Origin of the sequence: Streptomyces sp. BBFR51 (assembly GCF_044591655.1) — a bacterium.
Classification (GTDB): Bacteria; Actinomycetota; Actinomycetes; order Streptomycetales; family Streptomycetaceae; genus Streptomyces.
Window position 1 is genome coordinate 843,880 of the sequence record NZ_CP172448.1, and the last position, 26,376, is coordinate 870,255.

General features: G+C 72.4%; 24 protein-coding genes. 17 read left to right on the forward strand and 7 right to left on the reverse strand.

Going from position 1 to position 26,376, the window contains the following annotated elements; translation table 11 throughout:
* The first annotated feature begins 84 nt into the window (after positions 1-84).
* Genes ACGH7X_RS03885 through ACGH7X_RS03935 form a run of 11 tightly spaced genes read left to right on the forward strand, consistent with a single transcriptional unit; the run spans position 85 to position 12,724 of the window.
* A complete protein-coding gene (locus tag ACGH7X_RS03885) occupies positions 85-1,335 on the forward strand; it encodes a mandelate racemase/muconate lactonizing enzyme family protein (protein WP_399881612.1) in 1,251 nt (416 codons plus the stop codon).
* Positions 1,332-2,351 carry a hydroxyacid dehydrogenase gene (locus ACGH7X_RS03890; protein ID WP_399881614.1) on the forward strand — a complete coding sequence of 340 codons (1,020 nt, stop codon included), beginning with the start codon at positions 1,332-1,334 and terminating at the stop codon, positions 2,349-2,351. Before ACGH7X_RS03885 ends, ACGH7X_RS03890 begins: the two co-directional genes overlap by 4 nt.
* A 5-nt stretch (positions 2,352-2,356) precedes the next feature.
* Positions 2,357-3,373, forward strand: a complete 1,017-nt coding sequence (locus tag ACGH7X_RS03895) for an aldo/keto reductase (protein WP_399881616.1) — start codon at positions 2,357-2,359, stop codon at positions 3,371-3,373.
* Entirely contained in the window at positions 3,370-4,254 is an 885-nt protein-coding gene (locus tag ACGH7X_RS03900; protein WP_399881618.1) for an amidohydrolase family protein, read from the forward strand. Before ACGH7X_RS03895 ends, ACGH7X_RS03900 begins: the two co-directional genes overlap by 4 nt.
* A 20-nt stretch (positions 4,255-4,274) precedes the next feature.
* Positions 4,275-5,720 carry a hypothetical protein gene (locus ACGH7X_RS03905; protein WP_399881620.1) on the forward strand — a complete coding sequence of 482 codons (1,446 nt, stop codon included), beginning with the start codon at positions 4,275-4,277 and terminating at the stop codon, positions 5,718-5,720.
* Positions 5,721-5,763: 43 nt separating this feature from the next.
* Positions 5,764-7,038, forward strand: coding sequence for an ABC transporter substrate-binding protein (locus tag ACGH7X_RS03910; RefSeq protein ID WP_399881622.1), 1,275 nt, complete (start codon positions 5,764-5,766; stop codon positions 7,036-7,038).
* Between the two features lie 3 nt (positions 7,039-7,041).
* Positions 7,042-7,953, forward strand: coding sequence for a carbohydrate ABC transporter permease (locus tag ACGH7X_RS03915; RefSeq protein ID WP_399881624.1), 912 nt, complete (start codon positions 7,042-7,044; stop codon positions 7,951-7,953).
* Positions 7,950-8,792 carry a carbohydrate ABC transporter permease gene (locus tag ACGH7X_RS03920; protein WP_399881626.1) on the forward strand — a complete coding sequence of 281 codons (843 nt, stop codon included), beginning with the start codon at positions 7,950-7,952 and terminating at the stop codon, positions 8,790-8,792. The genes ACGH7X_RS03915 and ACGH7X_RS03920 overlap by 4 nt, the downstream gene beginning before the upstream one ends.
* Before the next feature lie 45 nt (positions 8,793-8,837).
* The gene (locus ACGH7X_RS03925; RefSeq protein ID WP_399881628.1) at positions 8,838-9,179 is read left to right on the forward strand and encodes an L-rhamnose mutarotase; all 342 of its coding nucleotides are present in this window, start codon (positions 8,838-8,840) and stop codon (positions 9,177-9,179) included.
* A 27-nt stretch (positions 9,180-9,206) separates the two neighbouring features.
* Entirely contained in the window at positions 9,207-9,998 is a 792-nt protein-coding gene (locus ACGH7X_RS03930) for an SDR family NAD(P)-dependent oxidoreductase (protein WP_399881630.1), read from the forward strand.
* Positions 9,999-10,057: 59 nt separating this feature from the next.
* Positions 10,058-12,724 (forward strand): hypothetical protein, encoded by a 2,667-nt coding sequence (locus ACGH7X_RS03935; protein WP_399881632.1) that lies wholly within the window; start codon positions 10,058-10,060, stop codon positions 12,722-12,724.
* A 76-nt stretch (positions 12,725-12,800) separates the two neighbouring features.
* Here ACGH7X_RS03935 and ACGH7X_RS03940 read toward each other — a convergent pair whose 3' ends face one another.
* On the reverse strand, positions 12,801-13,550 hold the full coding sequence (locus ACGH7X_RS03940; protein WP_399881634.1) for a FadR/GntR family transcriptional regulator: 750 nt from the start codon (positions 13,548-13,550) through the stop codon (positions 12,801-12,803).
* Positions 13,551-13,725: 175 nt separating this feature from the next.
* On the opposite strand from ACGH7X_RS03940, the gene ACGH7X_RS03945 reads away from it, so the two are divergent.
* Together ACGH7X_RS03945 and ACGH7X_RS03950 are read left to right on the forward strand one after the other, a co-directional pair.
* Positions 13,726-14,886 (forward strand): mandelate racemase/muconate lactonizing enzyme family protein, encoded by a 1,161-nt coding sequence (locus tag ACGH7X_RS03945; protein WP_399881636.1) that lies wholly within the window; start codon positions 13,726-13,728, stop codon positions 14,884-14,886.
* On the forward strand, positions 14,883-15,548 hold the full coding sequence (locus ACGH7X_RS03950) for a ThuA domain-containing protein (protein ID WP_399881638.1): 666 nt from the start codon (positions 14,883-14,885) through the stop codon (positions 15,546-15,548). Before ACGH7X_RS03945 ends, ACGH7X_RS03950 begins: the two co-directional genes overlap by 4 nt.
* A 19-nt stretch (positions 15,549-15,567) precedes the next feature.
* On the opposite strand, the gene ACGH7X_RS03955 is transcribed toward ACGH7X_RS03950, so the two are convergent.
* The 5 genes from ACGH7X_RS03955 to ACGH7X_RS03975 are packed head-to-tail and all read right to left on the reverse strand — an operon-like array spanning position 15,568 to position 20,914.
* Entirely contained in the window at positions 15,568-16,611 is a 1,044-nt protein-coding gene (locus tag ACGH7X_RS03955; RefSeq protein ID WP_399881640.1) for a LacI family DNA-binding transcriptional regulator, read from the reverse strand.
* Between the two features lie 20 nt (positions 16,612-16,631).
* Complete coding sequence (locus tag ACGH7X_RS03960; RefSeq protein ID WP_399881642.1) at positions 16,632-17,804, reverse strand: fumarylacetoacetate hydrolase family protein; 1,173 nt, start codon at positions 17,802-17,804, stop codon at positions 16,632-16,634.
* A gap of 10 nt (positions 17,805-17,814) precedes the next feature.
* Positions 17,815-18,618 carry an enoyl-CoA hydratase/isomerase family protein gene (locus tag ACGH7X_RS03965; RefSeq protein ID WP_399881644.1) on the reverse strand — a complete coding sequence of 268 codons (804 nt, stop codon included), beginning with the start codon at positions 18,616-18,618 and terminating at the stop codon, positions 17,815-17,817.
* Positions 18,615-19,709: an ABC transporter substrate-binding protein gene (locus ACGH7X_RS03970; protein WP_399881646.1), complete on the reverse strand. Its 1,095-nt coding sequence runs from the start codon at positions 19,707-19,709 to the stop codon at positions 18,615-18,617. Before ACGH7X_RS03970 ends, ACGH7X_RS03965 begins: the two co-directional genes overlap by 4 nt.
* The gene (locus tag ACGH7X_RS03975; RefSeq protein WP_399881648.1) at positions 19,706-20,914 is read right to left on the reverse strand and encodes a CaiB/BaiF CoA transferase family protein; all 1,209 of its coding nucleotides are present in this window, start codon (positions 20,912-20,914) and stop codon (positions 19,706-19,708) included. Before ACGH7X_RS03975 ends, ACGH7X_RS03970 begins: the two co-directional genes overlap by 4 nt.
* Positions 20,915-21,141: 227 nt before the next feature.
* Here ACGH7X_RS03975 and ACGH7X_RS03980 point away from each other — a divergent pair, with 227 nt between their 5' ends.
* Complete coding sequence (locus ACGH7X_RS03980; RefSeq protein WP_399881650.1) at positions 21,142-21,888, forward strand: SDR family NAD(P)-dependent oxidoreductase; 747 nt, start codon at positions 21,142-21,144, stop codon at positions 21,886-21,888.
* A complete protein-coding gene (locus ACGH7X_RS03985; protein ID WP_399881652.1) occupies positions 21,885-22,952 on the forward strand; it encodes an aldose 1-epimerase family protein in 1,068 nt (355 codons plus the stop codon). The genes ACGH7X_RS03980 and ACGH7X_RS03985 overlap by 4 nt, the downstream gene beginning before the upstream one ends.
* A 26-nt stretch (positions 22,953-22,978) precedes the next feature.
* Here the strand turns inward: ACGH7X_RS03985 and ACGH7X_RS03990 are convergent, their stop codons facing one another.
* Complete coding sequence (locus ACGH7X_RS03990; RefSeq protein ID WP_399881654.1) at positions 22,979-24,100, reverse strand: FAD-dependent oxidoreductase; 1,122 nt, start codon at positions 24,098-24,100, stop codon at positions 22,979-22,981.
* Between the two features lie 140 nt (positions 24,101-24,240).
* Here ACGH7X_RS03990 and ACGH7X_RS03995 point away from each other — a divergent pair, with 140 nt between their 5' ends.
* Together ACGH7X_RS03995 and ACGH7X_RS04000 are read left to right on the forward strand one after the other, a co-directional pair.
* Positions 24,241-24,951, forward strand: coding sequence for a TetR/AcrR family transcriptional regulator (locus ACGH7X_RS03995; RefSeq protein ID WP_399881656.1), 711 nt, complete (start codon positions 24,241-24,243; stop codon positions 24,949-24,951).
* 433 nt (positions 24,952-25,384) lie between these two features.
* Positions 25,385-26,227 (forward strand): alpha/beta fold hydrolase, encoded by an 843-nt coding sequence (locus tag ACGH7X_RS04000; RefSeq protein WP_399881657.1) that lies wholly within the window; start codon positions 25,385-25,387, stop codon positions 26,225-26,227.
* The last annotated feature ends 149 nt before the right edge of the window (positions 26,228-26,376 follow it).

Sequence of the window (26,376 nt, forward strand, 5' to 3'; positions counted from 1 at the left end):
CTCCCGCGCCCCCGTGGTTCTTCCCTGGCGCGGGGTGGGTGGGCCGGCGGACGGGACGGCGAAGAGCACGAAGAGGGGGAGCAGTTGAAGATCACCGGATACCGGACCCTGCGGACGGTGCACCGCTGGGGCCGCCCGGTCGGAGACGCGAACGGCTTCGTCGCGGCGGGCGTCACCGAGGTCCCGCTGCTGCTGGTCGAGACCGACGGCGGTCTCACCGGGGTGGGCCTGGGCGCCCACGCCGACGCGCACCGGATCTTTCCCGCCCTCGACGGCCAGGATCCACGCGCCGTCACCGCGCTCTACGACCGGATGCTGGCCCACACGTTCAAGAGCGGCCACGCCGGCACGACCTTCGGCACCATCGGCGCCTTCGACATGGCGCTGTGGGACCTGAAGGCGAAAATGGCCGGCGAGCCGCTGTGGCGCACCCTCGGCGCGGCGGACCGCTTCGTGCCCGGCTACGCCTCCGGCCTCGACATCGCCCTGGACGACGAGGAACTGGTGGCGCTGTACTCGGGCTGGGCCGAACGCGGCTTCAGCGGCGCCAAGCTCAAGGGCGGCCTGGACACCGAGCGCGACATCGGCAGGCTGCACGCGGTCGCCGAGGTGCTGCGCGCGAACACCCACTCCCCCGCCCTGATGCTCGACGTCAACGAGAGCTGGGGCCGGCACCAGGCGGTGCGGCTGCTCGCCCGGATCGAGGAGCGCGTCGAACTCGCCTGGATCGAGGAGCCGGTCCGCCGCTGGGACGTCAAGGGCAACCGGGCCGTGGGCCGTGCGGCCCGCACCGCCGTCGCCAGCGGCGAGAACCTCACCGGGCTCGAACAGTTCCGCCCACTGCTGGCGGCCGACGCCCTTCAGGTGGTGCAGAGCGCGGGTGTCTGGGGCATCACCCACTTCCTGCGCGTCGCCGGTCTCGCCCACGGCCACGACCTGCCGGTCAGTCCGGTCGGCTACCACGCCAACCCGTTGGCGCACGCCGCCGCCGCGGTCCCCAACCACCTGGTCACCGAGGTGCAGGACACGGCCGCCCCGGTGGGGCTGACGGTCGACCAGGTGATCGCGGACGGCGGCATCGTCCTCGGCGACGCCCCCGGTCTGGGCATCACGGTCGACGAGGCGGCCGTCGCCGGCCCGGACGAGGACGGCGGCTGGACCCACCCCGGCGGTCCGCACGTACGGCCGCGGGGGGCCGGTCTGCGGCTCGTTCCGGAGCCCGGTCCCCCGGGCCGCGCCGCCGGCGCACCCGTCGACGGAACCGCCCCGGCCGTTCCCGGGCCCGTCCACCGTCCCGCTAGCAGCGAGCGCACCGAGAGGGAGAGCACGTCGTGACGCGACCACGCGCCGTCTTCGCCATGAATCCCCGGCTGGTTCCCGCCCTGTTCGACGAGGACGCCCTGGCCCGGCTGCGCCGCGCCGCCGACATCGACACCGAAGTCGTCGTCGGCGAACTGGACTCCGCCCGCTCGCGTCAGGCACTGGCCGGCGCCGAGATCCTCGTCGCGGGCTGGGAGGCACCCGTCGTCCGGGCCGCCCATCTGCCGTACACCGAGCGGCTGCGGGCGGTCGTCTACGCGGGCGGGGTCGCCGCGACCTGCCTGGAGGACCCGGCCGCGTTCGCCGACCGCGGGGTGGTGGCGGCCAACGCCCGCGCCGCCAACTCCGGGCCCGTGGCCGAGTACACGCTGGCGATGATCCTCCTCGCGAACAAGCGGGTTCTTCCCGGCGAGCGCCGCTACCGCGCGTCCAGGGCCCTCCCGGACCACGTGGCCACCCACGCGGGGCAGGGCAACTACCGGCAGACCGTGGGCATCGTCGGCGCCTCCACGGTGGGCCGCGCGGTACTCGCCCTGCTGCGCCCCTTCGACCTGGACGTGCTGCTGTACGACCCGACACTCACCCCGGAACAGGCCGCCGGCCTCGGTGCGCGCCCGGTGCCGCTCGACGAGCTGATGGCGAGCAGCCGGGTGGTTTCCCTGCACCAACCGCTGACCGACGCGACCCGCGGACAGATCGACGCGGGACGGCTCGCGCTGCTGCCGGACGGCGCGACGCTCGTGAACACCGCGCGAGGCGCCGTCGTCGACCAGGACGCCCTGATCGCAGAGCTGCGCACCGGCCGCATCGACGCCGTGCTCGACGTCACCGACCCAGAGCCGCCGGCGCCCGACAGTGAGTTGTGGACGCTGGAGAACGTGGTGCTCACCCCGCATCTGGCCGGTTCCCTCGGCGGTGAGCTGCACCGCATCGGCGATGCCGTCACCGACGAGGTGGAACGGTTCGCGGAGGGGCGGCCGTTCGCCCACCCGGAGGACCTGGCGGCCTCCGCGCGCACGAGGGTGCGGTGAGGCCGATGCGCTCCCGTACCCCCGCACGCGGCCCCGGGCTGACCGAACTGGGCCTCGGAGCCGCTCAGTTGGGCAACCTCGCCCGGACGACCAGCGACGAGGACGCCCTGGGCGCCGTCGACGCGGCCTGGGACGCCGGCGTGCGCTACTTCGACACGGCTCCGCACTACGGACTGGGGCTGTCGGAACGCCGGCTGGGCGCCGCCCTCGCCCGGCGTCCGCGGGCCGAGTACACCGTGTCCACCAAGGTGGGCCGGCTGCTGGTGCCCAGTCCCGAGACCGCGCACCGGCAGGACGACGGCGGATTCGCGGTGCCGGCCGAGTTCCGTCGCAGCTGGGACTTCGGCCGGGACGGGATCCTGCGCTCGCTGGAGGGCAGTCTGGAGCGCCTCGGCCTCGACCATGTCGACGTCGTCTACCTCCACGACCCCGACGACCACTGGCAGCAGGCCTCCACCACCGGCGTCGACACCCTCGTCGAACTGCGCGAGCAGGGCGTGGTGAAGGCGGTGGGCGCCGGCATGAACCAGGCCGCGATGCTCGCCGAGTTCGTCCGCCGCTGCGACGTCGACCTCGTCATGGTGGCGGGCCGCCACACCCTGCTGGACCACAGCGCGCAGGACGAGTTGCTGCCGCTCGCCCAGGAGCGCGGGGTCGGCGTCGTCGCCGCCGCGGTCTACAACTCCGGACTGCTCGCCTCGGACCGCCCGCCGGCCGACGCCACCTACGACTACCTGCCCGCCTCCCGCGAACTGACCGCGCGCGCCGCCGCGCTCGCGGACGTCTGCGAACGCCACGGCGTCACCCTTCCGCAGGCCGCCCTCGCCCACCCGCTGCGCCACCCCGCGGTCGTGTCGGTGGTGCTCGGCGCCCGCGACGCCGAGCAGTCCCGCACGAACGCGCGCCGCCTGTCGGCCCACGTACCCGAGGCCCTGTGGACCGAACTGGCGGACCTCGGCCTGCTCCCCACCGGCCGCGACGACGCGCCCGCCGCCTCGCGCGCCCGAGGAGGGCGGCCATGACCGTCATAGACGCCCACCAGCACGTCTGGGACCCCGCGCGCGCCCCCTACGACTGGCTGGGGCCCGCGATGGCCCCGCTCGACCGCGCCATGCTGCTGCGCGACGCCCGCCCGGCACTGCGCGCGTCCGGGGTCACCGCGACCGTCCTGGTACAGGCCGCCGACCACGACGCGGACACCGACCACATGCTGGCCACCGCCGCCACGCACCCCGAGGTCGTCGGCGTCGTCGCCTGGGTCCCGCTGGACGACCCGGACCGGGCCCGGGACCGGCTCGCCGTACTGCGCCGGGACCCGCACGTGGTGGGTGTGCGCGCCCTGATCCACGAGCGCTCCGACCCGGACTGGATACTCCGCCCCGACGTCGGCGAGGGGCTCGCCCTGCTCGCCGAGGCCGGGCTCGCCTTCGACCATGTCACCTCCTCGCCCGAGGCCCTGGCCCACATACCGGAGCTGACGGCACGTCACCCCACCCTGCGGCTGGTCGTCGACCATCTCGGCAAGCCGCCGGTCGGCGGCGGACCGGGCGAGCGGGCACGGTGGCGGCGACTGATCGCCGCCGCCGCACGGCAGCCCCGGGTCCACGCCAAACTCTCCGGGCTCTACCCGGCCTCCGGCCCCCTCGACGCGTGGACCGCCGACGAGGTGCGCCCGTTCGTCGAGGACGCCCTCGACCTGTTCGGACCGGGGCGGCTGATGTACGGCGGCGACTGGCCCCTCTCGCTCCTGGCCGGAGGCTACGAGCGGACCTGGGCGTCCTTTCGGGAACTGCTCGCCCCGCTCGCCCCCGCCGACCGCGCCGACGTGCTCGGCGGCACCGCCGCCCGCTTCTACCGCATCGACGCCGCCCTGCTGAACGCCGCACGCGACGCGGCCGTGTGAACCGCTCCGGAAGGAACGCCATGGAACACCACACCACCACGCCGGACACGGCCGCGCTGGCCGGCTGGCTGCACAGTTGGGTGACGGACGAAGGGGCGATCAACGGCTTCCACAACCACAGTGTGTGGGGCACCAACCCCGCCACCTTCCTGGACTTCACCAGCGGGCACACCACCTTCGCGGGACCCGCGGTCGGCGCCTGGGCCCAGGCGCTGGCCGCCCAGCCCGACGAGCGGGGCGTCCGCCTGCTGCGCCGGCTGCTGCGCCACCAGTCCACCGAGCTGCAACCGGACGGGCAGTACCGCCACATCGGCTTCCAGGTCGGCGAGTCGGCGACCAACGGCCTCATCCACAACGCCGTCGCGAGCCTCGGCATGCTGCTCGCGGTGCGGCACGCCGGGCATCTGCTGCCCGCCGACGAGGTGGCCGGCGTACTCGCCGCCGTACGGCGCAATCTGGACGCCTGCGAGATGTACGGCGGCGGACGTCCCGGCGAGGACGGCACCTGCAACCAGGAGTACGCCCGGGTCTGGGTCAAGCAGCTGTACACCGAGCTGAGCGACGACAAGGCCTACGCGGACGAGATCCCCGAGGACCTCGCCGAGCTGGTCCGGCTCTTCCACCACCGGGGCGTGCCCGACCCGCAGAGCAGCGGCACGTTCCGCACCGTGCGGGACCGCGCCGAGGGCGGCATCCTGGAGCCCGCCGAGTACTACGGGCTCATGATCGTGCCTCTGGTGCTCGGCTACCGCGCGGGAGGCGACGCGGAACTGCTCGCCGAGGCCCGCCGGTTGTGCCGGCACGTGGCCCGTTCGGCCTGGACCGACGAGAGTGGCGCCACCCGCTACCACCGCTACTGGTACGTGCGGGGCGAGCGGGCCCTCAAGACGGACACACCCATGCTGATCGCGGGCATGGGACTGACCCTGTACGGCATCCACGAGGTACTGGCCGAGGGCCCGGACGCCGAGTTGGAGGCCTTCACCGAGGCCTGCCTCGCCACCTATGCCCGCTACCAGACGCCGGCCGGCTACTTCGCCTCCGCGAGCGGCTGGCACAACGAGGCCGACATCGCGCCCAGCACCGCCTGGCACGCCCACGACCTGCTGTTCCTGATGGCCAGGTGCGGTCCGGGCGACGGGTTCTGGGACCGGGTGTCCGCCCCGCGTCACCGGCAGTCGGTGCTGGTCAGCGATCGCGCCCACTGGGCCGAGTCCGGTGTCCACTGGGCCGTGCGCAGTCCGCTGACCGCGGGCGACCTGCACCTGTACGGCCGCAAGGACCGGGCCGTCTTCGCCCGCGAGTTCTTCGCCTGGACGGACCGCGAGCCCCTGCCCGAGGAGCTGCGCTACCCGGACGTCCCCGAGTTCTTCGTCGCCGACGACGGGATCTACCGCGTCGACCGCGGCGAAACCCCCACCGACATCACGGCCGTCGGCCCCCTGCCCTACCGGGGGCGGCTGTGACGACCGCGCGTACCGCCGGCTTTCCCCATCGAGGAAAAGAGAGATGACAATGATGTCAACCAACCGAGGGAGCAGGGCGCGCGGTGCCGCGCTCGCCGCCGTGGTTCCGCTGCTCCTCGTCGCGGCCTGTTCGTCGGGCTCCGGCTCGTCGGGGGGCGAGGACGGCGAGATCCGGATGATGGTCAACCTCACGGACAACCTCGACCAGGCCTACTGGGAGAAGCTGGTCAAGCCGTTCGAGGACAAGACCGGTCTGAAGGTGAAGATCGAGGGCCCGACCGGCAAGTCCGTCGCCGAGTCCTTCCCGCAGCAACTGGCCGCCGGCACGGCCCCCGACGTCATCCAGTCGATCTTCCCCGACGACGACACGGCGCCCGAGCTGATCGACCTCGGTGACGAGGCCTGGGCCAAGGGCACGCCGATGTTCGACGAGTACGCCATGGGTGACGAGCACTACGCGGTCGGGGTCGGCACCCAGACGCAGTCGCTGGTCTACTACAACAAGTCGGCGTTCGAGAAGGCCGGGATCACCGAGCCTCCCACCACCTGGGACGAGCTGACCAAGGACCTCGCCGACCTGAAGAAGGCCGGCTACACGCCGATGCAGACGGCCGGCGACTTCCAGACCGGCCTCCAGCTCCAGCAGATCTACCACCCCGCGCTGAACCAGCTGCACCCGAAGTGGCAGACCGCGGTCTCGGAGGAGAAGCTCTCGGTCGGCGAGGCCTACAAGCCCGCCTTCCAGCTGTACGCGGACTGGATCGACGCGGGCTACATCACCAAGAGCGACGTCGGCCTCAGCCCCTCCCAGGCGGACGGCAACTTCACCGCGGGCAAGGTCGGCCTCTACACCAACGGCAGCTGGTTCGCGGCCACCCTGAACAAGGCCAAGGACCTCCCCTTCGAGGTGGGCGTCTTCTCCCCGCCGGCGGCGGACGGCAAGGCCTACCCGGGCCCGCAGGGTGCCACCATGGCCAACCCCTACATGATCCGCAAGGGCATCGGGGACGAGGACGGCGCCAAGCAGCTGGTGGAGTTCCTGGTCACCGACGCGAAGGCCATCGAGGCGCAGCTCGGCTCCGACGGGGTGTTCCGCAAGGACTCCGGTCTGCAGCAGACCGCGGTCGACGCGCAGATCCAGAGCATCCTCGACAAGGCCCCCGCACTGGTCGCCGTCGGCGAGGGACAGGGCAACGTCCGGCTGCCCGTCACCGGCTTCAACCCGAAGTTCACCGAGGTCGCGCAGAGCCTGTACACCGGTGCGAGCCCGGCGGACGCCGCCAAGAGCATCGACCAGTGGGTCGACGAGAACCGCTGACCCATGGAACGCACATCTGCTTCGAAGCGGCGGGGATGGCGCGACCTGGGCGCCCGCGTCAGCATGGTCGTCCCCGCGGTCCTCGTCTACGTCGCTCTGCTGGTCGTACCGGTGATCTACGCGTTCTACTACAGCTTCACCGAGTACAACGGATTCCCCCACCGCGTCCCGGAGTTCGTCGGCCTGGACAACTACAGGACCGTATTCGGCTCCGACGACATGACCGGCACCATGGTGGTCACCGCCGTGGTGGCCGTGGTGGGCGCGGTCGCGGTCAACCTCGCCGCGCTGGGGCTGGCGCTGCTGCTGCAGCGCACCAACCGGTTCAACACCTTCGGCCGGGTGGTCATGTTCTACCCGCACGTGCTGAGCGCGCTGGTGGTGGGCTTCCTGTGGCAGGCCATCCTCGGCCCGCAGGGGGTGGTCAACACGATGCTGAAGAAGGTCGGCACCGACGGCCTGCCCTTCCTCAGCGACCCCGACTGGGCCCTGTGGTCGATGATCCTGGTCATCGCCTGGTCGCTCTTCGGCGTCCAGCTGATCCTCTACCTGGCGGGCCTCCAGGCGGTGCCGGCGGACCTGCTGGAGGCGGCGCGGATCGACGGGGCGAGCAGGTGGCAGACCTTCCGTGCCGTCACCTGGCCGTCCCTGGCGTCCACCGTCACGGTCGCCGTCATCACCTCGGGCATCTCCCTGCTGAAGACGTACGACGTGGTCGTGTCGCTCACCGGGGGCGGCCCCGCGGGATCCACCAAGACACTCGCCTACTCGATCCTCGCAGTCTCCTTCCCGCAGCGGAACATCGGCGTCGCCTCGGCCCAGGCCGTGCTGCTGATCCTCGCGGCTGCGGTCCTGGCCATCACAGTCCTCGTCCTGCGCAGGCGCGCGGAGAACGACGCGGAGTCCATCGGATGAAGAAAACACTCACCTCGGCCGCCACCGTCCGGGTGGCGTTCATCTGCCTCGTGTCCCTCGGCATGCTCGTGCCGATGTACATCCTGGTGATCAACACCTTCAAGAGCCAGCAGGAGATCCTCGCCAACCCGTTCACCCTGGACTTCGGCACGGCGACCTTCCAGTACCTCTCGGACGCCTGGAACAACCCCGACTTCAGCATTCTGAAGGGCTACGGCGTCACCATCGCGCTGGTGCTCTGCGTGAACGCCATCGCCATGGGGGTGTGCGCGCCCGCGGCCTACGTGCTGGCCCGTACCCCGACGCTGATCTCGCGGCTGTTGCTGTTCTTCTTCATCGCGGGCATGTTCATCCCGACCCAGGTGATCCTGGTGCCGGTCATCTTCGTGCTGCGCGCGATCGGTCTGATGGGCACGCTGCCGGGGCTCATCCTGTTCATGACGGCCACCACCATCCCGTTCACGCTGTTCGTGTTCTTCGGCTACGTCCGGGTGCTGCCCAGGTCGCTGGACGAGGCGGCGGCCATCGACGGGGCCGGCAGGTACTACACGCTGTGGCGGATCATCCTGCCGCTGATGCGGCCCATCATCGCCACGGTGTTCATCCTGAACTCGCTGAGCGTCTGGAACGACTTCGCCAGCCCGCAGATGATCCTGGGCCCCGGCAGCGACGTCTACACCGTCACCACCGGTGTGTACGCGGCGGTCGGCCAGTACTCCACCGACTACACCAAGGTGTTCCCGACCCTGCTGCTCGCGGTGATCCCGATCCTGGTGATCTTCATCGTGATGCAGCGTCACATCATGAGCGGCCTCGCAGCCGGGGCGGTCAAGGGTTAGCCCCCGCGCCGCGCGAGGCCCGGCCCCACGAAGGAGCGCCCAGCCATGCCCGCACCCCGCACACCCCTCCGGGTCGCGTCCGTGATCCGGCTGCGTCCCGAACACGCCGAAGAGTACCGGGAGTTGCACCGTGCCGTACCGCAACCGGTGCTGGGCACCCTCTCGCGCGCCCATGTCACCAACTACTCCATCTTCCTGCGCGAGGACACCCTCTTCGCCTACTTCGAGTACACCGGCGACGACTACGAGGCCGACATGGCCGCCGTCGCCGCCGACCCGGACACCCAGCACTGGTGGACGCTGACCGACCCCTGCCAGCAGCCCCTGGACTCGGCGCAGCCCGGGGAGCGGTGGGTGACCGGCGAGGAACTCTTCCACCTGGACTGACCGCCACCCATGCGAAGGAACACCGTCATGCCGCACCTCCCCACTCCCCCGTCGCCCGAACTCGACGGTCTCGTGGCCGCCGTCACGGGCGGCGCGTCGGGGATCGGGCTCGCCACCGCCCTGCTCCTGGCCCGCCGCGGCGCCCGGGTCGCCGTCCTCGACCTCGCCCCGGACACCCTGCCGGCCGCCGGCCGCGAGGCCCTGCTCCCCGTACGGTGCGACGTCACGGACGACGCCTCGGTCCGTGCCGGGGTCGCCCGGGCGGCGGACCGGCTGGGCGGCCTGGACATCCTGGTGAACAACGCGGGCATCGGCGCACAGGGGACGGTCGCGGACAACGACGACGAGGAGTGGCGACGCGTCCTGGACGTCAACGTCCTCGGGATCGTGCGGACCACCCGGGCCGCGCTGCCCCACCTGCGCGCCTCCCGGCACGCGGCGGTGGTCAACACCTGCTCGGTCGCGGCGACCGCGGGCCTGCCCCAGCGGGCGCTGTACAGCGCGAGCAAGGGCGCCGTGCAGTCCCTGACCCTCGCCATGGCCGCCGACCACATCCGTGAGGGCATCCGGGTGAACTGCGTCAACCCCGGTACGGCGGACACACCGTGGATAGACCGTCTGCTGTCGGGCGCCGACGACCCGGCGGCCGAGCGCACCGCGCTCAACGCCCGCCAGCCGACCGGCCGTCTGGTGTCCGCCGAGGAGGTCGCGGCGGCCATCGCGTACCTGGCGTCGCCCGCGGCGACGTCCGTCACGGGCACGGCCCTCGCCGTCGACGGCGGCATGCAGGGCCTGCGGCTGCGCCCCGAGGGCGGCTGACCCGGGACGTCGCGCACCACCCACGTCAGTCACATGAGAACCGACGAAAGGGCACCTCCATGCTGAGAACCCGGCGACGACCGGCACGGACCCTGCCGGCCGCACTCGCACTGGCGCTGACGGCGGGCGTCGGCGGACCGGCGGCCGGGGCCGCGGCGGCGACCCCCGCCCCGGCCGTGGCCGGCGGACCGACGGTCTACGTCTCGGCCACCGACGGCGACGACGCCAACAGCGGCGGCAGGAAGGACCCGTTGCGCACCATCACCGCCGCACGGGACGCACTGGCCGGCCACACGTCCGCCAAGGCGCGCGGCACGGTGTACATCCGGGGCGGGACCTACGTCCTCGACGACACCATCGAGCTGAAGGGTGCCGCGAACTCCTGGGTCACCTACACCGCGTACCGCGACGAGAAGGTGACGATCACCGGGTCGCACGAGCTGCCCGCCGAGGGGTGGAAGAGGCTCACCGATCTGTCGGCGGACACCCTCGCCCAGCCGCAGTACTCCTCGAACTCCCGCCTGGACACACCCGAGTTGCGGGACGGTGTGTGGGTCTACGACCTCGGCGCCCAGGGCATCGACCCGGGCACGCTGTACAAGAACGGCTTCAACTGGGTGCAGCAGCCCTTCGCTCCTGAACTCGTCGTGGGCGGCGAAACCCAGGTGCTCGCCGAGTACCCCAACGGGAACTCCTGCGCCACGACGGAGACCGGGTGCCACCTGTGGGGGACGGGTGACAAGTGGGATGCCGAGGGGCCCCGGGACCTCATGAACGTGGACCTCGACGGCCGCTTCGGCCCGCAGGACGACTGGAACTTCTCCGGTACGACTCCGCGGGCGCAGTTCGAGGACAAGAAGCAGCTCCTCGCGGACCCGGCGCAGCGCGACACCTGGTCGCCGCAGGAGATGCGGCGCATGACACCCCAGATCTTCACGGTCGGCGGCCGTGCGCTCTTGGGGGCCCGCTACCAGCGCTGGGCGCCGGAGGCCGTGCCGACGGTGGACGACCTGGGCACCCGTGGCTTCGGCGACCACACGGACGTGCCGGTGCAGCTCGATCCGCGGTGGGTCGAGGGCATCGACAACACGAAGGCGGAGACCGAGGGCTGGCTGTCCGGCTACTTCGGCAACAACTACGCGAACGACATGGTGCGGCTGCTGTCGTGGAGCGGGGACCGGCTCTTCACCAAGTACCCGTCGATGTACATCCCGCAGGACGCGTGGACCAAGGTCAAGGTCCTCAACGTCCTCTCCGAGATGGACACGGCCGGTGAGTACTACATCGACCGGTACGACGGCAACGACGTGCTCTACTACCGGCCCGAGGGCGGGACCGTCGAGGGCAAGGACACCACGCTCCAGACCTTCGACAAGAACTTCTTCCTGCTCGACGGCACCAACGGTGTGACACTGCGCGGCCTGGCCATGACCGGATCGCTCGTCAGCGGCGTGCAGTTGCTGGACGCCGTGGGGACCCTCGTCGACGGGGTCGACATCTCCAACGTGAGCATGGACGCCATCCGTATCGGCCGGACGACCGACACGATCACCAGCATGCCCGACTACGAGACCCTCCAGGGCGGGCACGACAACGTCGTGCGCAACTCCTACCTGCACGACCTGGGCGGCGGCGGGGTCCTGCTCGGCGGCGGCGACCGTGCGACCCTGCGACGGGGGAACAACGTAGCCCGGCACAACGAGATCGCCCGCTTCTCGAAACTCGCGACGTACACCCCGGCCGGCTACCTGTACGGGGTCGGGAACTCCTTCGAGTACAACTACGTCCACGACGCCCCGCACATGGCGGTGCAGATCATGGGCAACGACATGCGGGTCAACCACAACCATTTCTACGACGTGGTGAAGAACGCCGGGGACATGGGTGCCGTCTACGCGGGCCGTGACTTCACCTACCTCGGCAACGAGATCGCCTACAACCACTTCGAGAAGATCGGCGGTTCGAACGACGCGCTCTACATGGACGACGGCGCGTCCGGCGTGCGGTTCCACCACAACGTGGTGAACGGTTCGAACTCCGGGGTCAATCTCAACTCCGGGCACGGCAACACCGCGAACGACAACGTGTTCATCGGCGTGAAGCACGTGGGCCACGGCGGGATCTACCACAAGAAGGGCGAGACGAAGCTCCCGCTGGACAACAGCTGGGTGCTGCAGAGCCGCTTCAACTCCTTCCTCGACGTACGCGAGGGCGAGAAGTACAGCGCGAGTCCCGAGACCGTGGCGGCCTGGCACGAGCACTACACGAGCGGGAAGCCCAAGTACTCCGACGGGATCGCGATCTCGTACCCGCAGGTCGCCCGGTGGTACGTGCCGCGGGTGACGGCGACGGGCGGGGACTGCACGGCCGCCGACTACTCGACGTCGGGAACGAACGGATGCAGCCGGGCGACGGTGTGGGAGAACGCGGACTCGGTGTATGTGCCGTCCGGTGTGGAGATCGACCACGCGGTGGTCGTCGGCGGCGGCTCGGGGTTCGTCGAAACGACCGCGAGCTTCACGCAGCCGCCGGCGGAGTACAACGTGTCGCGGTGGAGCGACAAGGTCAACACCCGTGTTCTGGCGGCCGCTTCGGTGTCGGAGACGGGTCTGAACCTCGACACTCTGAAGTTCGCGGGCTCCGGCGCGGCGGCCGAGGCCTACGGCTCCGCGTGGGTCGCCGAGTGGAACCGGCACGTGAGTGCCAAGGGGATCGGACGGCCGTGAGCGGGTAGCCGCCGCGTTCGTCGCGGCCGGGGCGTCCGTCGTGCGAGGGACGCCCCGGCCGCTTCGGCGCGGCCGCCTACGCCTCGGGCACGTCGGCCGGCCGGCGGCGTGCCCACGACGACGTGATGTGCTCGCGCATCGCGTCGGCGGCGCCGTCGCCGTCCCGGGCCAGCACCGCGGCCGCGACCCGGGCGTGTGCCTCGTGCGTCAGCTCGATGTCCTCACGGGTCGGATCCCCGCTGTACTGCGGTGAACGCACCGCCTTGCCCTGGATGCTGGAGACGATGGCCCGTCCGAACGCGTCCCGGGAGGCGCGGTGGATGATCTCGTGGAACTCGATGTCCGCGCGGGAGTAGGCCTCGGGATCGTCGATCAGGCCCGCGAGTTCGTCGAGCTTGGCCGAGAGCGCCGCCGCCTGCGCGTCGTCGATGTGCCCGGCGGCGCGGGCGGCCATGGCGCACTCCAGGGTCGTCCTGATCTCGATCAGGTTGTCCAGGTAGACCAGGCGGTCCTTGCGCTGGAACAGCGCGTCCAGGATCAGCGGATCGAGCAGGCTCCACTGCTCCTGGTCGAGTACAACGGTCCCCCAGCCCTGCCGCGTTGCCACCAGCCCCTTCTCGGCGAGTGTGGTCGTCGCCTCCCGGATCACGGTCCGGCTCACCTCGTACGCGTCGCAGAGCTCACCCGCCGACGGAAGCGCGGTGCCCGGCGGGTACTCACCGAGCACGATGGCCGTCGCGAGGCTCTGGACGACGGCCGCGGCGAGCGGTGGCCGGCGCCGTTGAGGGCGGGACACGGCGGTGGTGTCCGCGGATGGCTTACTCATCTGGTCGAAGACTCCCAATGTACGTGCAGGATGGCCGGCCCCCGCTGTCCAAGGACCCAAGGTTAGCCGAACATGCTAAGGTCATCACTCGTATCACAAGTTATGACTTGGCCGTGGGTCGCGCCGCCAACGCGCGGGCGCGGCGCGGGCGACGCGCAGACCGAGGAGAAGCGCGATGCGAATCACCGGATACCGGTCCCTTGCCACGGTGCACGAGTGGGGGCGACCGGTGGGTGACGTGAACGGTGTCATCGCCGGCGGTGTCACCGAGGTGCCCGTCGTGCTCCTGGAGACGGACGAGGGCCTGACCGGCGTGGGCCTCGGCGGCCACGCCGACGTGCACCGGGTGTTCCCCGCCCTCGAGGGCCAGGACCCGCGGGCCGTCACCTCGCTCTACGACCGGATGCTCTCCCACGTCTTCAAGTCCGGGCACGGCGGACACGTGTTCGGGACCATCGGCGCCCTCGACATGGCGCTGTGGGACCTCAAGGCGAAGATCGCCGGGGAGCCGCTGTGGCGGACGCTGGGAGCCGCCGACCGCTTCGTCCCCGGCTACGCCTCCGGCCTCGACTACCCGCTCGACGACGACGAACTCGTCGCGTTCCACGAACGGTGGGCGCGACGCGGTTTCACGGGCGCGAAGGTCAAGGGCGGCCTCGACGTCGACCGGGACGTGCGGCGCCTGGCCGCCGTCCGCGACGTGCTGCGGGTCAACAGCGACCGCCCGGCGCTCATGTACGACGTCAACGAGTCCTGGGGACCACATCAGGCGGTGCGCCTGGCCCGGCAGGTCGAGGAGCGGATCGACCTCACCTGGATCGAGGAACCGGTGCGGCGCTGGGACGTCGAGGGACACCGTGCCGTGGCCGCCGGCATCCGCGCCGCCGTCGCGACCGGGGAGAACCTGACGGGTCTCGAGCACTTCAGGGCGCTGCTGGGCGCGGACGCGGTGGGCGTCGTGCAGACCGGGAGCGTGTGGGGCATCACGCACTTCCTGCGGGTCTCGACGCTCGCGTTCGGGCACGGCCTGCCGGTGAGCCCGGTGGGCTACAACGCCAACCCGGTCGCGCACGCGGCGGCGGCCGTGCCCAACCACCTGGTGACCGAGGTGCAGGACCTGTCCTTCCCGGTCGGACTGCGCGTGGACCAGGAGATCGCCGACGGCGGGATCGTCCTCGGCGACAGCCCCGGGCTCGGCATCGAGGTCGACGAGGAGGGGATCTCCGCGGGGGCGGGGTCGGCGCGGTGGTCCGTCCCGGCCGGGCCGCACGTCCGCCCGGCCGACGCCGGTCTGCGGCTCGCGCCCCGGACGCGGCGGGGAGGGAGCCCCGTATGAGGACGCGAAGGGCCCTGGTCGTCCGCGGCGGGTGGGAGGGGCACGATCCGGTCGGCTGCACCGAGGTGTTCACGCCCGGTCTGCGGCGCGCCGGGTTCGAGGTCTCGGTCAGCGAGGACCCGGCGGTCTACGACGACGCCGAACGGCTCGCCGCCACCGATCTCGTCGTGCACTCCTGGTCGGGAGGCGGGCTGAGCCCGCGTCAGGAGGCCAACCTCGTCGCGGCCGTGGAGGCGGGCACGGGCTTCGCCGGCTGGCACGGCGGTGTCATCGGCACCAATGTCGGCAACGCGCGCTACCTGCGGATGGTCGGGGGCCGGTTCCTGTGGCACCCGGACGGCTTCCAGGAGTTCACGGTGCGCGTCGCGGCCGGGCCGGACCGGGACGGGGAGATCACCGAGGGCGTCTCCGACTACGACGTCGTCACCGAGCACTACTGGGTGCTGTCGGACTCCCTGAACACGGTGCTGGCCACGTCCGTACTCGCCCCGGGCGACGGTGACCCGTGGGACGTCCCCGTCGAGTTCCCCGTGGTGTGGACGCGCCGCTGGGGTGCGGGACGCGTGTTCGTCTGCACCCTGGGCCACCGCGTCGCCGACCTCCAGGTGCCGCAGACGGCGACGCTGGTGGCCCGGGGGCTCGCGTGGGCGGCGCGGTCGTGAGGTGCGGGGGCCCGGCGCGTCAGGTGCTCTCGCGGACGACGACCCGGTACCCCACGTCCCGGTGCGGTGCGTCCACCGGGGCGCCGCGCATCCGCGTCAGCAGCAGCTCGGCCGCCAACTGCCCGATGCGGGCGCTGGGGACGGCCACCGTGGTCAGCGCGGGCACGAGGTGCCGGGCCAGCTCGAAGTCGCCGAAGCCCGCGAGGGCGAGGGTGCCGGGCACGTCGACGCCCCGGCGGACACAGGCCTGCAGTGCGCCGGCGGCGAAGACGTCGCTGGAGAACATCACGGCGTCGGAGTCCGGATACCGCTCGAGCGCCAGGTCCAGCAGGGCGACGCCGGTGTCCATGGTGACCGGCTCCGGGCCGGCGTCCACCGTGCGCGGGTCGCTCCCCAGCAGGTCGCGGACCGCGCCGGTGTACCCGTCGAGGCGTTCCGCGGCCCTGGAGTCGCCGGAGGTGTGCCGGCCGGCGAACGTGATCCTTCGCCGGCCGCGCTCGACGAGGTGCGCGACCATGGCGGCGGCCGCGGCCGCGTTGGAGAAGCCGACCAGCAGGTCCACCGGGTCGACCGACCAGCCCCAGGTCTCCACCGCCGGCACTCCGGCCGCCCGGAGCAGCGTCAGGGTCCCCGGCGTGTGGCGCGTGCCCACCATGAGCAGCCCGTCCGGCCGCCGGCCCAGGAAGCTGCGGAGCACCTCCTCCTCGTGCTCGGGGCGGTAGTCGGTCGTTCCCACGAAGATCTGGTAGCCGTGGGCCGCCAGCGCCGTCGAGAAGGCGTGCACGGTGTCCGCGAAGACCGACGCGTTGATCTGCGGCACCAGGGCGGCGACCGTGCGGCTGCGGTTCGACGCCAGGTTGCTGGCGGCGAGGTTGGGCACGTAGCCGGTCGCCGCGACGGCCTCCTCGACCCGGACCCGTGTCTCGTCCGGCACCGACAGGGGGTCGCGGACGACGCGGGAGACCGTCTGGGCCGACACGCCCGCGGCCGCGGCCACGTCCGACAGGGTCACCGAACGGGTCGCGGAGCGTTTGCGCGGGCGGCGGGGCAGCGGCGGGGTCACGCCGGAAACGATATCGGGCGTCACAGTGCTCCCCGCGCGGCCAGCGACCGCATCAGGTCGGCGATGCCGAAGGTCCACGGCGCGCAGGCGTCGCTCGCCCGGATCCGGTTGACAAGCGCCCCGAGCCGCGGGGTGGCGATGCGGACGAGGTCGCCGTCGTGGTGGGTGAACCCCTGCCCCGGCGCGTCCCGGTCCTCGACGGGGGCGAACATCGTGCCGAGGTAGAGCACCGCGCCGTCGGGATACTGGTGGTGCGGTCCGACCAGTTGGGCGACCAGGTCCAGGGGGTCGCGGCTGATGGCGGTCATGGTGGACTCCGCGTCGAGCCGGAATCCGTCGGTGCCCTCGACGGTCAGGGTCACCGTCGCCCGCCGTACGTCGTCGATGCCGAAGCCGGGCTCGAACAGCCGCAGGAAGGGTCCGAGGGCCGCCGAGGCGTTGTTGTCCTTGGCCTGGGGCAGCAGCAGCGCGGAACGGCCCTCCACGTCACGGAGGTTGACGTCGTTGCCGAGCGTCGCGCCCACGGCGTTCCCGGCGGAGGAGACGGCGAGCACCACCTCCGGCTCCGGGTTGTTCCACCGTGACGCGGGATGGATCCCGGCGTCGGCCGCGCTGCCGACGGCGGCCAGCACGGGGGCCTTGGTGAAGATCTCGGCGTCGGGTCCGATGCCGACCTCCAGGTACTGACTCCACGCCCCCTGGGCGACCAGGATCTCCTTGAGCGCGGCGGCCTCCTCGGAGCCGGGGCGCAGGGAGGCGACGTCGTCCCCGACGAGCCGCCGGATCCGCTCGCGCATCCCGGCGGCCCCGGCGGCGTCGCCGCGGACGCGTTCCTCGATGACCCGCTCCAGCATCGACACCACGAAGGTGACCCCGGCGGCCTTGACGGCCTGGAGGTCAACGGGCGCGAGCAGGTACGGCCGGCGCGGATCCCGAGTGTCGGCAGGTGTGTTGGCCAGCACCTCGTCGAGCGCGGCGACCCGCTCGCCGTGGGCCGCGCGCAACCGCCCCGCCGGGTCCGGGGTTTCGCACAGGTCGCGCACGGTCGCGAAGGCGGCGGTCACGTCGTACACGCCGCTCTCGCGGACGGCGACGACTGAGGGTCCGAGGCCCGGGCGCCAGACCCGGCCGACGAGTGCTCCCCCGGTACCGTCGGACGGCAGGGTGGTGGTGGCGTCCGGCCACTGGTTCATGTCGTTCCTCTCAGCGCTTGCGGAAGACGGGGGTGCGCTTCTCGGCGAAGGCCCGACGGCCCTCCGCGGCGTCCTCGGTGGCGAAGCAGATGGTCTGCAGGTCGCGTTCGTAGGCGAGCGCCTGGTCCTCGGGCAGGTTGCCGGCCGCCCGCAGGTTGATCTTCGCGGTCTCGGCGGCCACGGGTGCCCGGGAGGCGATCAGGGCCGCGAGGGCGTGGGCCCGGGCGGGCAGTTCGGCGCGGGGCACCACCTCGCTCACCAGGTGCCAGTCCAACGCCCTCGCGGCGTCGACCCGTTCGCCGGTGAGCAGCATCAGAGCGGCGTTGCTGGGACCGGCCGCGCGGTTGAGGAAAGCGGCCATGCCGCCGCCCCCGATCCAGCCGAGGGTGATCTCCGGTGCGCCGAAGGACGCGGTGTCCGCGGCGAGGCGGATGTCGCAGGACAGGGCGGTCTCCAGCCCGCCGCCCAGCGCGTAGCCGCCGACCGCGGCGATGGTGGGGGTGCGGGCGGCGCGGATGGCGTCGCAGTAGTCGACGCGGTTGCGGAAGTCCCACGGTGTGGCGTAGCGGTCGAGTTCGGTGATGTCCGAGCCGACGCTGAAGGAGCGCTCGCCGGCGCCGGTGACGACCACGGCACGGACGTCGTCGGTGGTGTCGCACCATTCGACGGCCCGCACCAGGGCGCGGGCCATCTCGGGGGTGACGGCGTTGAGCTTCTCGGGCCGGTTCAGGGTCACGGTGGCCACCCGGCCGCTCACGTCGAGCAGCACGTGCTCGGTGTCGAGGCGGGGCGGGACGGGGCGGGTGTCGGTCATGCGCGTCGTTCCTCGGGTGTCCGGCTCGTCCGGTAGAGCGTGCCCATCCGGTCGAGTGTTTCGCGGTGGTCGCTCCCGCCGGCGAGCGCGGCCCGTACGGCGGCCGACGCGGCGGTCTGGAAGCCGATGTAGCCGGCGTGCCGGGGCCGGACCCAGGCCTGCTCGCAGGTGGCGGCGGTCCGCCGGTAGAAGTCGGCGGCGACGGTGTCGGGGTCGGTCCAGGCGGCGCGCGCGCTGGGCTGGCCGTTGTGCCGCGGCAGGAAGTCCCGCTGGGCCTCGGGAGACATCAGCCAGCGCACGTGGTCGAGGAGTTCGGTGGACGGGGCGCAGCGGGTGCTGAGGGCCAGTCCGGTGCCGCCGAGCGTGGAGCCGGGGCGTCCGCCCGGTGTGACGGTGGGGGCGTCGGTGAACGTCAGGCGGTCGGCGTAGGTGACGTAGCCGTAGACCAGCGGGCAGTGCGCCAGGCGGTCGGTGCCGGCCATCAGCTCCAGCAGCCCGATCGGGTTGAGCGTGCGGGTCTCGGGCGGGGCGAGCGCGTCGAGGGCGGCCATCAGGTCGAGGACCGCGAGTCCCGTCTCGCGGCTGATCAGCCGGTCCGGGTCGGTGGCCGGCTCCTCCCCCATGGCGAGGGCGATCGAGGCGAAGGTGAGGAAGGCGTGCGGCCCGGCCAGCGAGAGCGCCACCGGGGCCCGTCGGGCGAGCCGGTGGACCTCGTCCCAGGTGGTGGGCGCCTCGCCGCCGAGGTCGGTCCGGGTGGCGGCGACCTGGGTGGCGGCGTCCAGCGGCAGTGCCCACTGCCGGCCGTCGAGCGCGTACGAACGCATGGTCGGGCCGATGGCCCCGGCGCCCCAACGGGCCAGTTCCTCCTGGGGGAACAGGTCGTCCAGCGGCCGCAGGCAGCCCGCCCTGACGGCCTCGCCGAGGTGGGGGTGGTCGAGGACGACGAGGTCGTAGCGGGCGCACAGCTCGTCGACCGGGTGGGACTCGAAGCCCTCCAGCGGTTGTACGTCCCAGTGCACGAGGCCGCCCGCCGACGCGGCGAGGGCGTCGTGGCCGCGGGGGTGGTCCCAGGTCAGTCCGGCGTACGTCATGAGGTCTCCGCCACGGCGCCGGAGGCGAGCAGTTCCTCGATCTCCCCGTCGTCCAGGCCCGCTTCGGCCAGGATCTCGCGGGTGTGCTGGCCGGTGAGCGGGGCGCCGCGGTCGACGCGGGGCGGGGTCGCGGAGAACCTGTAGGGGAAACCGGGCGTCGTCACGCGGCCCTCGGTGGGGTGGTCGTAGGTGACGAAGGTGCCGTTGTGGCGGATCTGGGGGTCCTGGACCAGGTCCTCGTAGCCGTAGACCGGGCCGGCCCAGATGCCGGCGGCTTCGAAGGCGTCGAGCCAGTGCCGCGAGGACCGCGTCAGCAGCCGGGCGGCGGTGCGGGCGAAGATCTCGTCGCGGCGGGTCCAGCCGTGCTCCTCGTCCCGCATGGACAAGAAGCTGTCCTCGCCGAGGATCTCGCCGAGCCTCTTCAGGGGCGGGAAGGCGAGGACGAGGTAGCCGTCGGCGGTCTGGAAGGCGCCGTAGGGCGAGCGGATGTAGACGTGCGCGTGTGGTTCGGCGGAGCGGGTCTGCGGCAGCCCGCCGACGGTGTGGACCGACAGTTCCTGCATCTGGAGGGTGGTGACGGCGTCGAGCATGTTCACCGTCACCAGCTGGCCCTCGCCGGTGCGTTCGCGGTGCAGCAGCGCGGCGAGGACGCCCTCGAAGGCCGTGGACGCGGTGACGGCGTCCACGAGGTACTGGCCGGCGGCCCGCGGCGCCTCGCCCGCCCGGCCGGTGGAGAGCATGGCCCCGGACATCGCCTGGAGCAGCAGGTCCTGGCCGGGGCGCTGGGCGTAGGGGCCGTCCTCGCCGTAGCCGGAGATGGAGACGTAGACGAGGGAGGGGTTGATGGCGGCCAGGGATGCGTGGTCGACGCCGAGGCGGTCGGCGACGCCGGGGCGGTAGTTCTGGAGGAAGACGTCGGCGTCGGCGACGAGACGGCGCAGGATCTCCTTGCCCGCCGGGTCCTTGAGGTCGACGGCGAGGGAGCGCTTGTTGCGGTTCAGGGAGAGGAAGGAGACGTTGATCCGGTTGCCGCCCGCCCCGCCCGCCGCGGCGTGGCGCTGCCACTCCCCGGTGACCGGTTCGACCTTGACGACGTCCGCGCCGAGGTCGCCGAGGCGCTGCGCGGCGAACGGGCCGGCCATGGCGATGGAACAGTCGAGGACCCGGTACCCGGCGAGTACGCCGGGCTTGTCGCGCGTGGTCATGGGGGCTCCTTCAGGGGCGGCACCGACATGGGCCGACAGGGGTGCGGGAGTCGCGGCCGACGGGGGTGCGGGAGTCGCGTGCGCCATTGCCGCGTTCGTCGTCCACACCCTGTTGTTAGCGCTATCGGTAGCGCTAACATGCACGCTAGGCGGGCAGCGCTCGCCGTGTCAACGCCCCAAACCGTGCCCTCGGCGCCCGGTCGGCACCGGGAAGATGGGATCCACCGATGAAACAACCGCAAGTCGCACTCGTGACCGGCGCCGGCGGCGCCCTCGGCCGGGCCACGGCCGCCCGCCTGGCCGCCGACGGGCACGATGTGGCCGTACTCGACCGTGACGCGGAGTCCCTGGAGCAGACCGCCGCGCAGGTGGAGAAGGCCGGCGCCCGCGTGCTGGCGCTCACCGCCGATCTGCGCGACGCGGCGGCGATCGAGGAGGCGGTCGAGCGGACGGTGGCCGAACTGGGCGCGCTGCGCGTCCTGGTGAACAACGCCGCCGTGTACCCGAGCCGTCCCTTCCTCGACGTGCCGCTGGCCGAGTACGAGGAGGTGGTGGCGGTCAACCAGCGCGCCTACTGGGTCGCCGCCCAGGCCGCCGCACGGCACCTGACCGCCACGGGCGGCGGGGCGATCGTCAACGTCGCGTCGATCACCATGCACGGCGGCTGGGACTCACTGGCCGCCTACGTCTCGACCAAGGGAGCGGCGGTGGCGCTCACCCGCGCCCTCGCCCGCGAGCTGGGTCCCGCGGAGATCCGCGTCAACTGCGTCTCCCCCGGCGCCTTTCCCACCGCGGCCGAGGAGATCCACGAGGACCCGGGGGGATACCGGCGGCACGTGCTCGACCACCAGGCCCTGAAGCGGCGCGGGCGCCCCGAGGAACTGGCCTCGGTGGTCTCCTTCCTGGCCGGCCCCGACGCGTCCTTCGTCACCGGCCAGTGCGTCGAGGTCAACGGAGGGTGGGTGATGGCGTGAAGCTGTACGGACGTTCCCACGACCGGCAGTCCCTGGCCCGGCACGCGGGCGATCTGAGCGCGGCCGGCGGCGTGCGTTCCGTCGTCCTGGACGACGGCTCCGAACGCGGCATCCGCACCCTGGAGTTCCGTACCGGCGCCGGGCTCTGCTTCGACGTCCTCGTGGACCGGGCCATGGACCTGGGCGGCGCCGAGTTCGAGGGGCGCGGCTTCGGCTGGCGCTCGGCGACCGGGTTCCGGCATCCCGGTCTGCACGAGTACCGCGACGACGACGGCCTGTCGATGATGCGCAGCTTCTCGGGACTGCTCCTCACCGCCGGTCTCGACCACACGCTCTTCGGCGCCGAGGTGGACGCCTCGCAGTACCGCTATCCCCCGCGGCGCACGGCCGTCCACGCCCTGCACGGGCGGGTCGCCAACCTTCCGGCCCGGCTCACCGGGTACGGAGAGCGGTGGCAGGACGACGGCGGCTGCGTGCTGTGGGCCGAGGGCGAGGTGCGGCAGGCCGCGATCTTCGGCGAGCACCTGCGGCTCACCCGCCGCGTCGAGGCCGACCTCGGCGGTACGGAGATCCGGCTGATCGACCGGGTGCGCAACGCGGGTTTCGACCCGACGCCGCACATGTACCTGTACCACGTCAACGTCGGCTGGCCCTTCCTGGACGAGGGCGCGCGCTACGAGTTGCCGCCGCACCGGACGACGTGGCGGAGCGACAGCGTCGACGAGCAGGGTGTCTCCCACACGGAGATGCCGGGTCCGTTGCCGGGGTTCGTCGAGCAGGTCTACGAGCACGAACTGGAACCGGACGCGAACGGGCTGGTCCGGCCCCGGCTGGTCAACGAACGGCTCGGCGTCTACTTCGAGTTGGAGTTCGACACGGCCCAGTTCCCGTCCTTCTTCCAGTGGTTGCACCTGCGCGAGGGTGCCTACGCGGTGGGCTTCGAGCCGTCCACGCACCGTGTCCAGGGCGAGAGCACGGCCCGGGAGGACGGTTCCATGACGTTCCTGGCTCCCGGCGAGGAGCGCGCGTACACGACCACGTTCCGGGTGGGCCGCCTGGACTGACGGGCGGCCGGGCGGGGTTGGCGGGGCTACTGGGACCTGGTGAACATGTCGATCAGGCCGTGGGGCGCGTCGTCGCCGAACATCAGCGCGTGGAGCTGTAGGGCGTCGGCGGCCTCCGCGGCGCTGCGGGGGAACAGGTCCCGCTCGTACGCGGTGAGCGCGGCCTCCGGGTCACCCGGGTGCGCGGCGAGGGCCGTGCCGAGTTCGGCGCCGTCGTACATGGCCAGGTTGGCACCCTCGCCGGACGGGGGCATGAGGTGGGCGGCGTCGCCGAGCAGGGTCACGCCCGGCACGCGCTCCCACCGGTGCGCGGCGGGGAGGGTGTGCAGGGGGCGCAGGACCGGCGCGGTCCCGGCGTCGGTGATCAGCGCGGTCAGCTCCGGCGCCCAGCCGTCGAACTCCCCCACCAGGCGAGCGGTGGCCGCCGGTCCGGCGAGGTCGATGCCGGCGAACCATTCCCGCGGCTTGCGCAGCGCCACGTAGGCGTGGAGCGTCCCGCCGCTCTCCCGGTGGGCCTGGATCGCCTTGCCCGGCGCGAGCGCGAACATCGCACCGGCGCCGACCGCCTTCGCGGTGGCCGGGTGCCGGGTGTCGGCGTCGTACAGGTAGGTCTCGACGAACGACATGCCCACGTACTCGGGTGTGGCGTCGGAGAGCAGCGGCCGGACCCGCGACCACGCGCCGTCCGCGCCGACCAGCAGGCTCGTGACGACGGTGCCGCCGTCGGCGAAGGCCACCTCGTGACGGCCCCCGCCGAGGGCACGGACGGCACGGACCTTGTGGCCCCAGCGGACGGTGCCGGCCGGGAGTGAGTCGAGCAGCGTCCGCCGCAGTTCGCCGCGCATCACCTCGGGGCGCCCGCCCGTGCCGTCGTCGCCCTCCTCGAACAGGACCGTCCCGTCCGGGGCGAGGGCCCGTGAGGCCTGGCGGCCCTCCAGGACGAGGCCGCGGAACTCCTCGGTCAGACCGGCGGCGCGGAGGGCCGGTTGGCCGTTGTGGTCGTGGATGTCCAGCATGCCGCCCTGGGCGCGTGCCGACGGGGAGGACTCGGCCTCGTAGACGGTGGCCGGGATTCCGTGGACGTGCAGGACACGGGCGAGCGTGAGGCCGCCGAGTCCGGCCCCGACGATCGTGACGTGCGTGGTCATGGCACTTCCCTTCTGATCGCGGACCGCCGGAGAAACCCGGCGGGGCAGGACTGGAACACCGTTCCAGCACGTCCAGAGTGGAACGGCGTTCCATCGCTTGTCAAGCTGGAACGACGTTCCAGAAGGTCTAGGCTGGAGGCATGACACCCAGGTCGCGCCGTCCGGAACGGCGGCAGGAACCCCTCTCACGGGAGCGCATCGTCGGCGCCGCCGTCGAACTCCTCGACACGGTGGGAGAGCGCGGCCTCACCTTCCGCGCGCTGGCCGAGCGTCTCGCGACCGGCCCCGGAGCGATCTACTGGCACATCACGGGCAAGGCCGAACTCCTCACCGCCGCCACGGACGCCGTCGTCACCGCCGCCGTGACCGTCGAGCCCACCGGCTCCACCGACTCCCCGCGGGACGCCATCCGCGCCGTCGCGCTCGGCCTGTTCGACGCGACCGAGACACACCCGTGGCTGGCCACGCAGCTCGCGACGCAGCTTTCCCGCACCCCCTGGGGGTCGGTGGCGCCGCGGATCTTCGAAAGCCTCGGCCGGCAGGTCCGCGCGCTCGGCGTGCCCGAGGACAGCTGGTTCACGGCGTCCTCGGCACTGATGCACTACATCCTCGGAGCCGCCGGCCAGAACGCCGCGAACACCGCGGGCGCCGACACCCTCGGTCCCGACGTGGACCGCGACGAGTTCCTGGACACCGCGGCGACGGCTTGGGAGGGGCTCGACCCCGACGACTACCCGTTCACCCGCGCCGTCGCGGACCAGGTGCGCGGCCATGACGACCGCGAGCAGTTCCTCGCCGGGATCACTCTCGTCCTCGCCGGGATCACCACGCTCCACCCGCCCGAGAGGTAGAACGGGGCCGGCGGCTGGAACAGGGCCGGCCGGGGGAACAGGCTCGGTGCGCAGAACAGGCTCGGTGCGCAGAACAGGCCCGGTGGGCGGAACAGGCCCGGTGGGCGGAACAGGCCCGGTGGGCGGAACAGGCCCGGTGGGCGGAACAGGCCCGGTGGGCGGAACAGGCCCGGTGGGCGGAACAGGCCCGGTGGGCGGAACAGGCCCGGTGGGCGGAACAGGCCCGGTGGGCGGAACAGGCCCGGTGGGCGGAACAGGCCCGGTGGGCGGAACAGGCCCGGTGGGCGGAACAGGCCCGGTGGGGGGGGACCGACCCGGTGGGGGGGACCGACCCGGTGGAGGAACAGGCCGGGTGGTGAAACGGCGCCGGTTCACCGGATGTCGGCGCCCGCCGAACGGCGACATGGCGGACGCCGCCGGATACGGTGGCCCGATGACCACGGTCAACGCCAACGGGGTCGCCCTGGGCATCGAGTCCTTCGGCGACGACGACGCGCCCCTCGTCCTGCTCGCGGGCGGGACGACCATGCTCTCCTGGCCCGACGCGCTCTGCGAGCGCCTCGCCGCCGGCGGGCGGCGCGTGGTGCGCTACGACCTGCGCGACAGCGGCGAGTCGACGACGGCGGACCCGCAGGCGCTCGCCTACACCCTGCGCGACCTCGCCGCCGACGCGGCGGCCCTGGCCGGCACGCTCGGCGGTTCTCCCGCACACCTCGCGGGGATCGGCGTCGGCGGGATGGTCGCCCAGGTGGCCGCGCTCGACCATCCCGACGCGTTCTCCGCGCTCACCCTGGCCGGCACCCGCGCGGTCGCCCCCGGCCCGCCGGACGACGACCTCCCCGACCACGACCGGGCGACGATGAACCGGCTGTTCGCGCGTCCGATGCCCGACTGGAGCGACCGCGAGGCGGTGGCCGGGTTCGCGGCCGCCGGGGCGGAGGTCCTCGGCAACGACCCAGTCGCCGCGCGCTCGGTCGCCGCCCGCGTCTGGGACCGCACGCCCGCCACCGCGCCCGAGGTCCAGATGGCCAACCAGCTGGGCCTGGTGTTCTCCCGGCTCGACTGCGCGCCCCGCTGGCGCGAGCGACTGCCGGGGATCGGACTGCCCACGCTGGTCGTCCACGGTCGCCGCGACATGTTCTTCCCCGTCGGCAACGGCATGGCGATCGCGCGCGAGATCCCCGGGGCGCGACTGCTGGTCCTCGAGGAGGCCGCCGGCGCGATTCCATCGACAGCGGCCGGTCAGGTCGCCGAGGCGATGCTCGCGCTCGGGTAGTCCTGCGGCGGTGTGCGCCGTCTCACGCATCCCAGGTCTGCCCAAGTTGCCTGGGTCACAGCGGAAATGCCCCTTTCGCGTCCATGCTCGAAACGAGAGCCGACGTCCGAAGTAGCGCGTGCCGGCATCGATTTGGTCGCGAAGTGCTG

Bases quoted from the DNA above. Each gene is read 5' to 3' on its own strand.
- ACGH7X_RS03925 (WP_399881628.1), top strand. From the start codon at position 8,838: ATGCCCGCACCCCGCACACCCCTCCGGGTCGCGTCCGTGATCCGGCTG.
- ACGH7X_RS03965 (WP_399881644.1), bottom strand. From the start codon at position 18,618: ATGACCGACACCCGCCCCGTCCCGCCCCGCCTCGACACCGAGCACGTG.
- ACGH7X_RS03930 (WP_399881630.1), top strand. From the start codon at position 9,207: ATGCCGCACCTCCCCACTCCCCCGTCGCCCGAACTCGACGGTCTCGTG.
- ACGH7X_RS03935 (WP_399881632.1), top strand. From the start codon at position 10,058: ATGCTGAGAACCCGGCGACGACCGGCACGGACCCTGCCGGCCGCACTC.
- ACGH7X_RS03995 (WP_399881656.1), top strand. From the start codon at position 24,241: ATGACACCCAGGTCGCGCCGTCCGGAACGGCGGCAGGAACCCCTCTCA.
- ACGH7X_RS03895 (WP_399881616.1), top strand. From the start codon at position 2,357: ATGCGCTCCCGTACCCCCGCACGCGGCCCCGGGCTGACCGAACTGGGC.
- ACGH7X_RS03975 (WP_399881648.1), bottom strand. From the start codon at position 20,914: ATGACCACGCGCGACAAGCCCGGCGTACTCGCCGGGTACCGGGTCCTC.
- ACGH7X_RS03910 (WP_399881622.1), top strand. From the start codon at position 5,764: ATGACAATGATGTCAACCAACCGAGGGAGCAGGGCGCGCGGTGCCGCG.
- ACGH7X_RS03990 (WP_399881654.1), bottom strand. From the start codon at position 24,100: ATGACCACGCACGTCACGATCGTCGGGGCCGGACTCGGCGGCCTCACG.
- ACGH7X_RS03900 (WP_399881618.1), top strand. From the start codon at position 3,370: ATGACCGTCATAGACGCCCACCAGCACGTCTGGGACCCCGCGCGCGCC.
- ACGH7X_RS03940 (WP_399881634.1), bottom strand. From the start codon at position 13,550: ATGAGTAAGCCATCCGCGGACACCACCGCCGTGTCCCGCCCTCAACGG.
- ACGH7X_RS03905 (WP_399881620.1), top strand. From the start codon at position 4,275: ATGGAACACCACACCACCACGCCGGACACGGCCGCGCTGGCCGGCTGG.
- ACGH7X_RS03970 (WP_399881646.1), bottom strand. From the start codon at position 19,709: ATGACGTACGCCGGACTGACCTGGGACCACCCCCGCGGCCACGACGCC.
- ACGH7X_RS04000 (WP_399881657.1), top strand. From the start codon at position 25,385: ATGACCACGGTCAACGCCAACGGGGTCGCCCTGGGCATCGAGTCCTTC.
- ACGH7X_RS03920 (WP_399881626.1), top strand. From the start codon at position 7,950: ATGAAGAAAACACTCACCTCGGCCGCCACCGTCCGGGTGGCGTTCATC.
- ACGH7X_RS03980 (WP_399881650.1), top strand. From the start codon at position 21,142: ATGAAACAACCGCAAGTCGCACTCGTGACCGGCGCCGGCGGCGCCCTC.
- ACGH7X_RS03960 (WP_399881642.1), bottom strand. From the start codon at position 17,804: ATGAACCAGTGGCCGGACGCCACCACCACCCTGCCGTCCGACGGTACC.
- ACGH7X_RS03950 (WP_399881638.1), top strand. From the start codon at position 14,883: ATGAGGACGCGAAGGGCCCTGGTCGTCCGCGGCGGGTGGGAGGGGCAC.
- ACGH7X_RS03915 (WP_399881624.1), top strand. From the start codon at position 7,042: ATGGAACGCACATCTGCTTCGAAGCGGCGGGGATGGCGCGACCTGGGC.
- ACGH7X_RS03945 (WP_399881636.1), top strand. From the start codon at position 13,726: ATGCGAATCACCGGATACCGGTCCCTTGCCACGGTGCACGAGTGGGGG.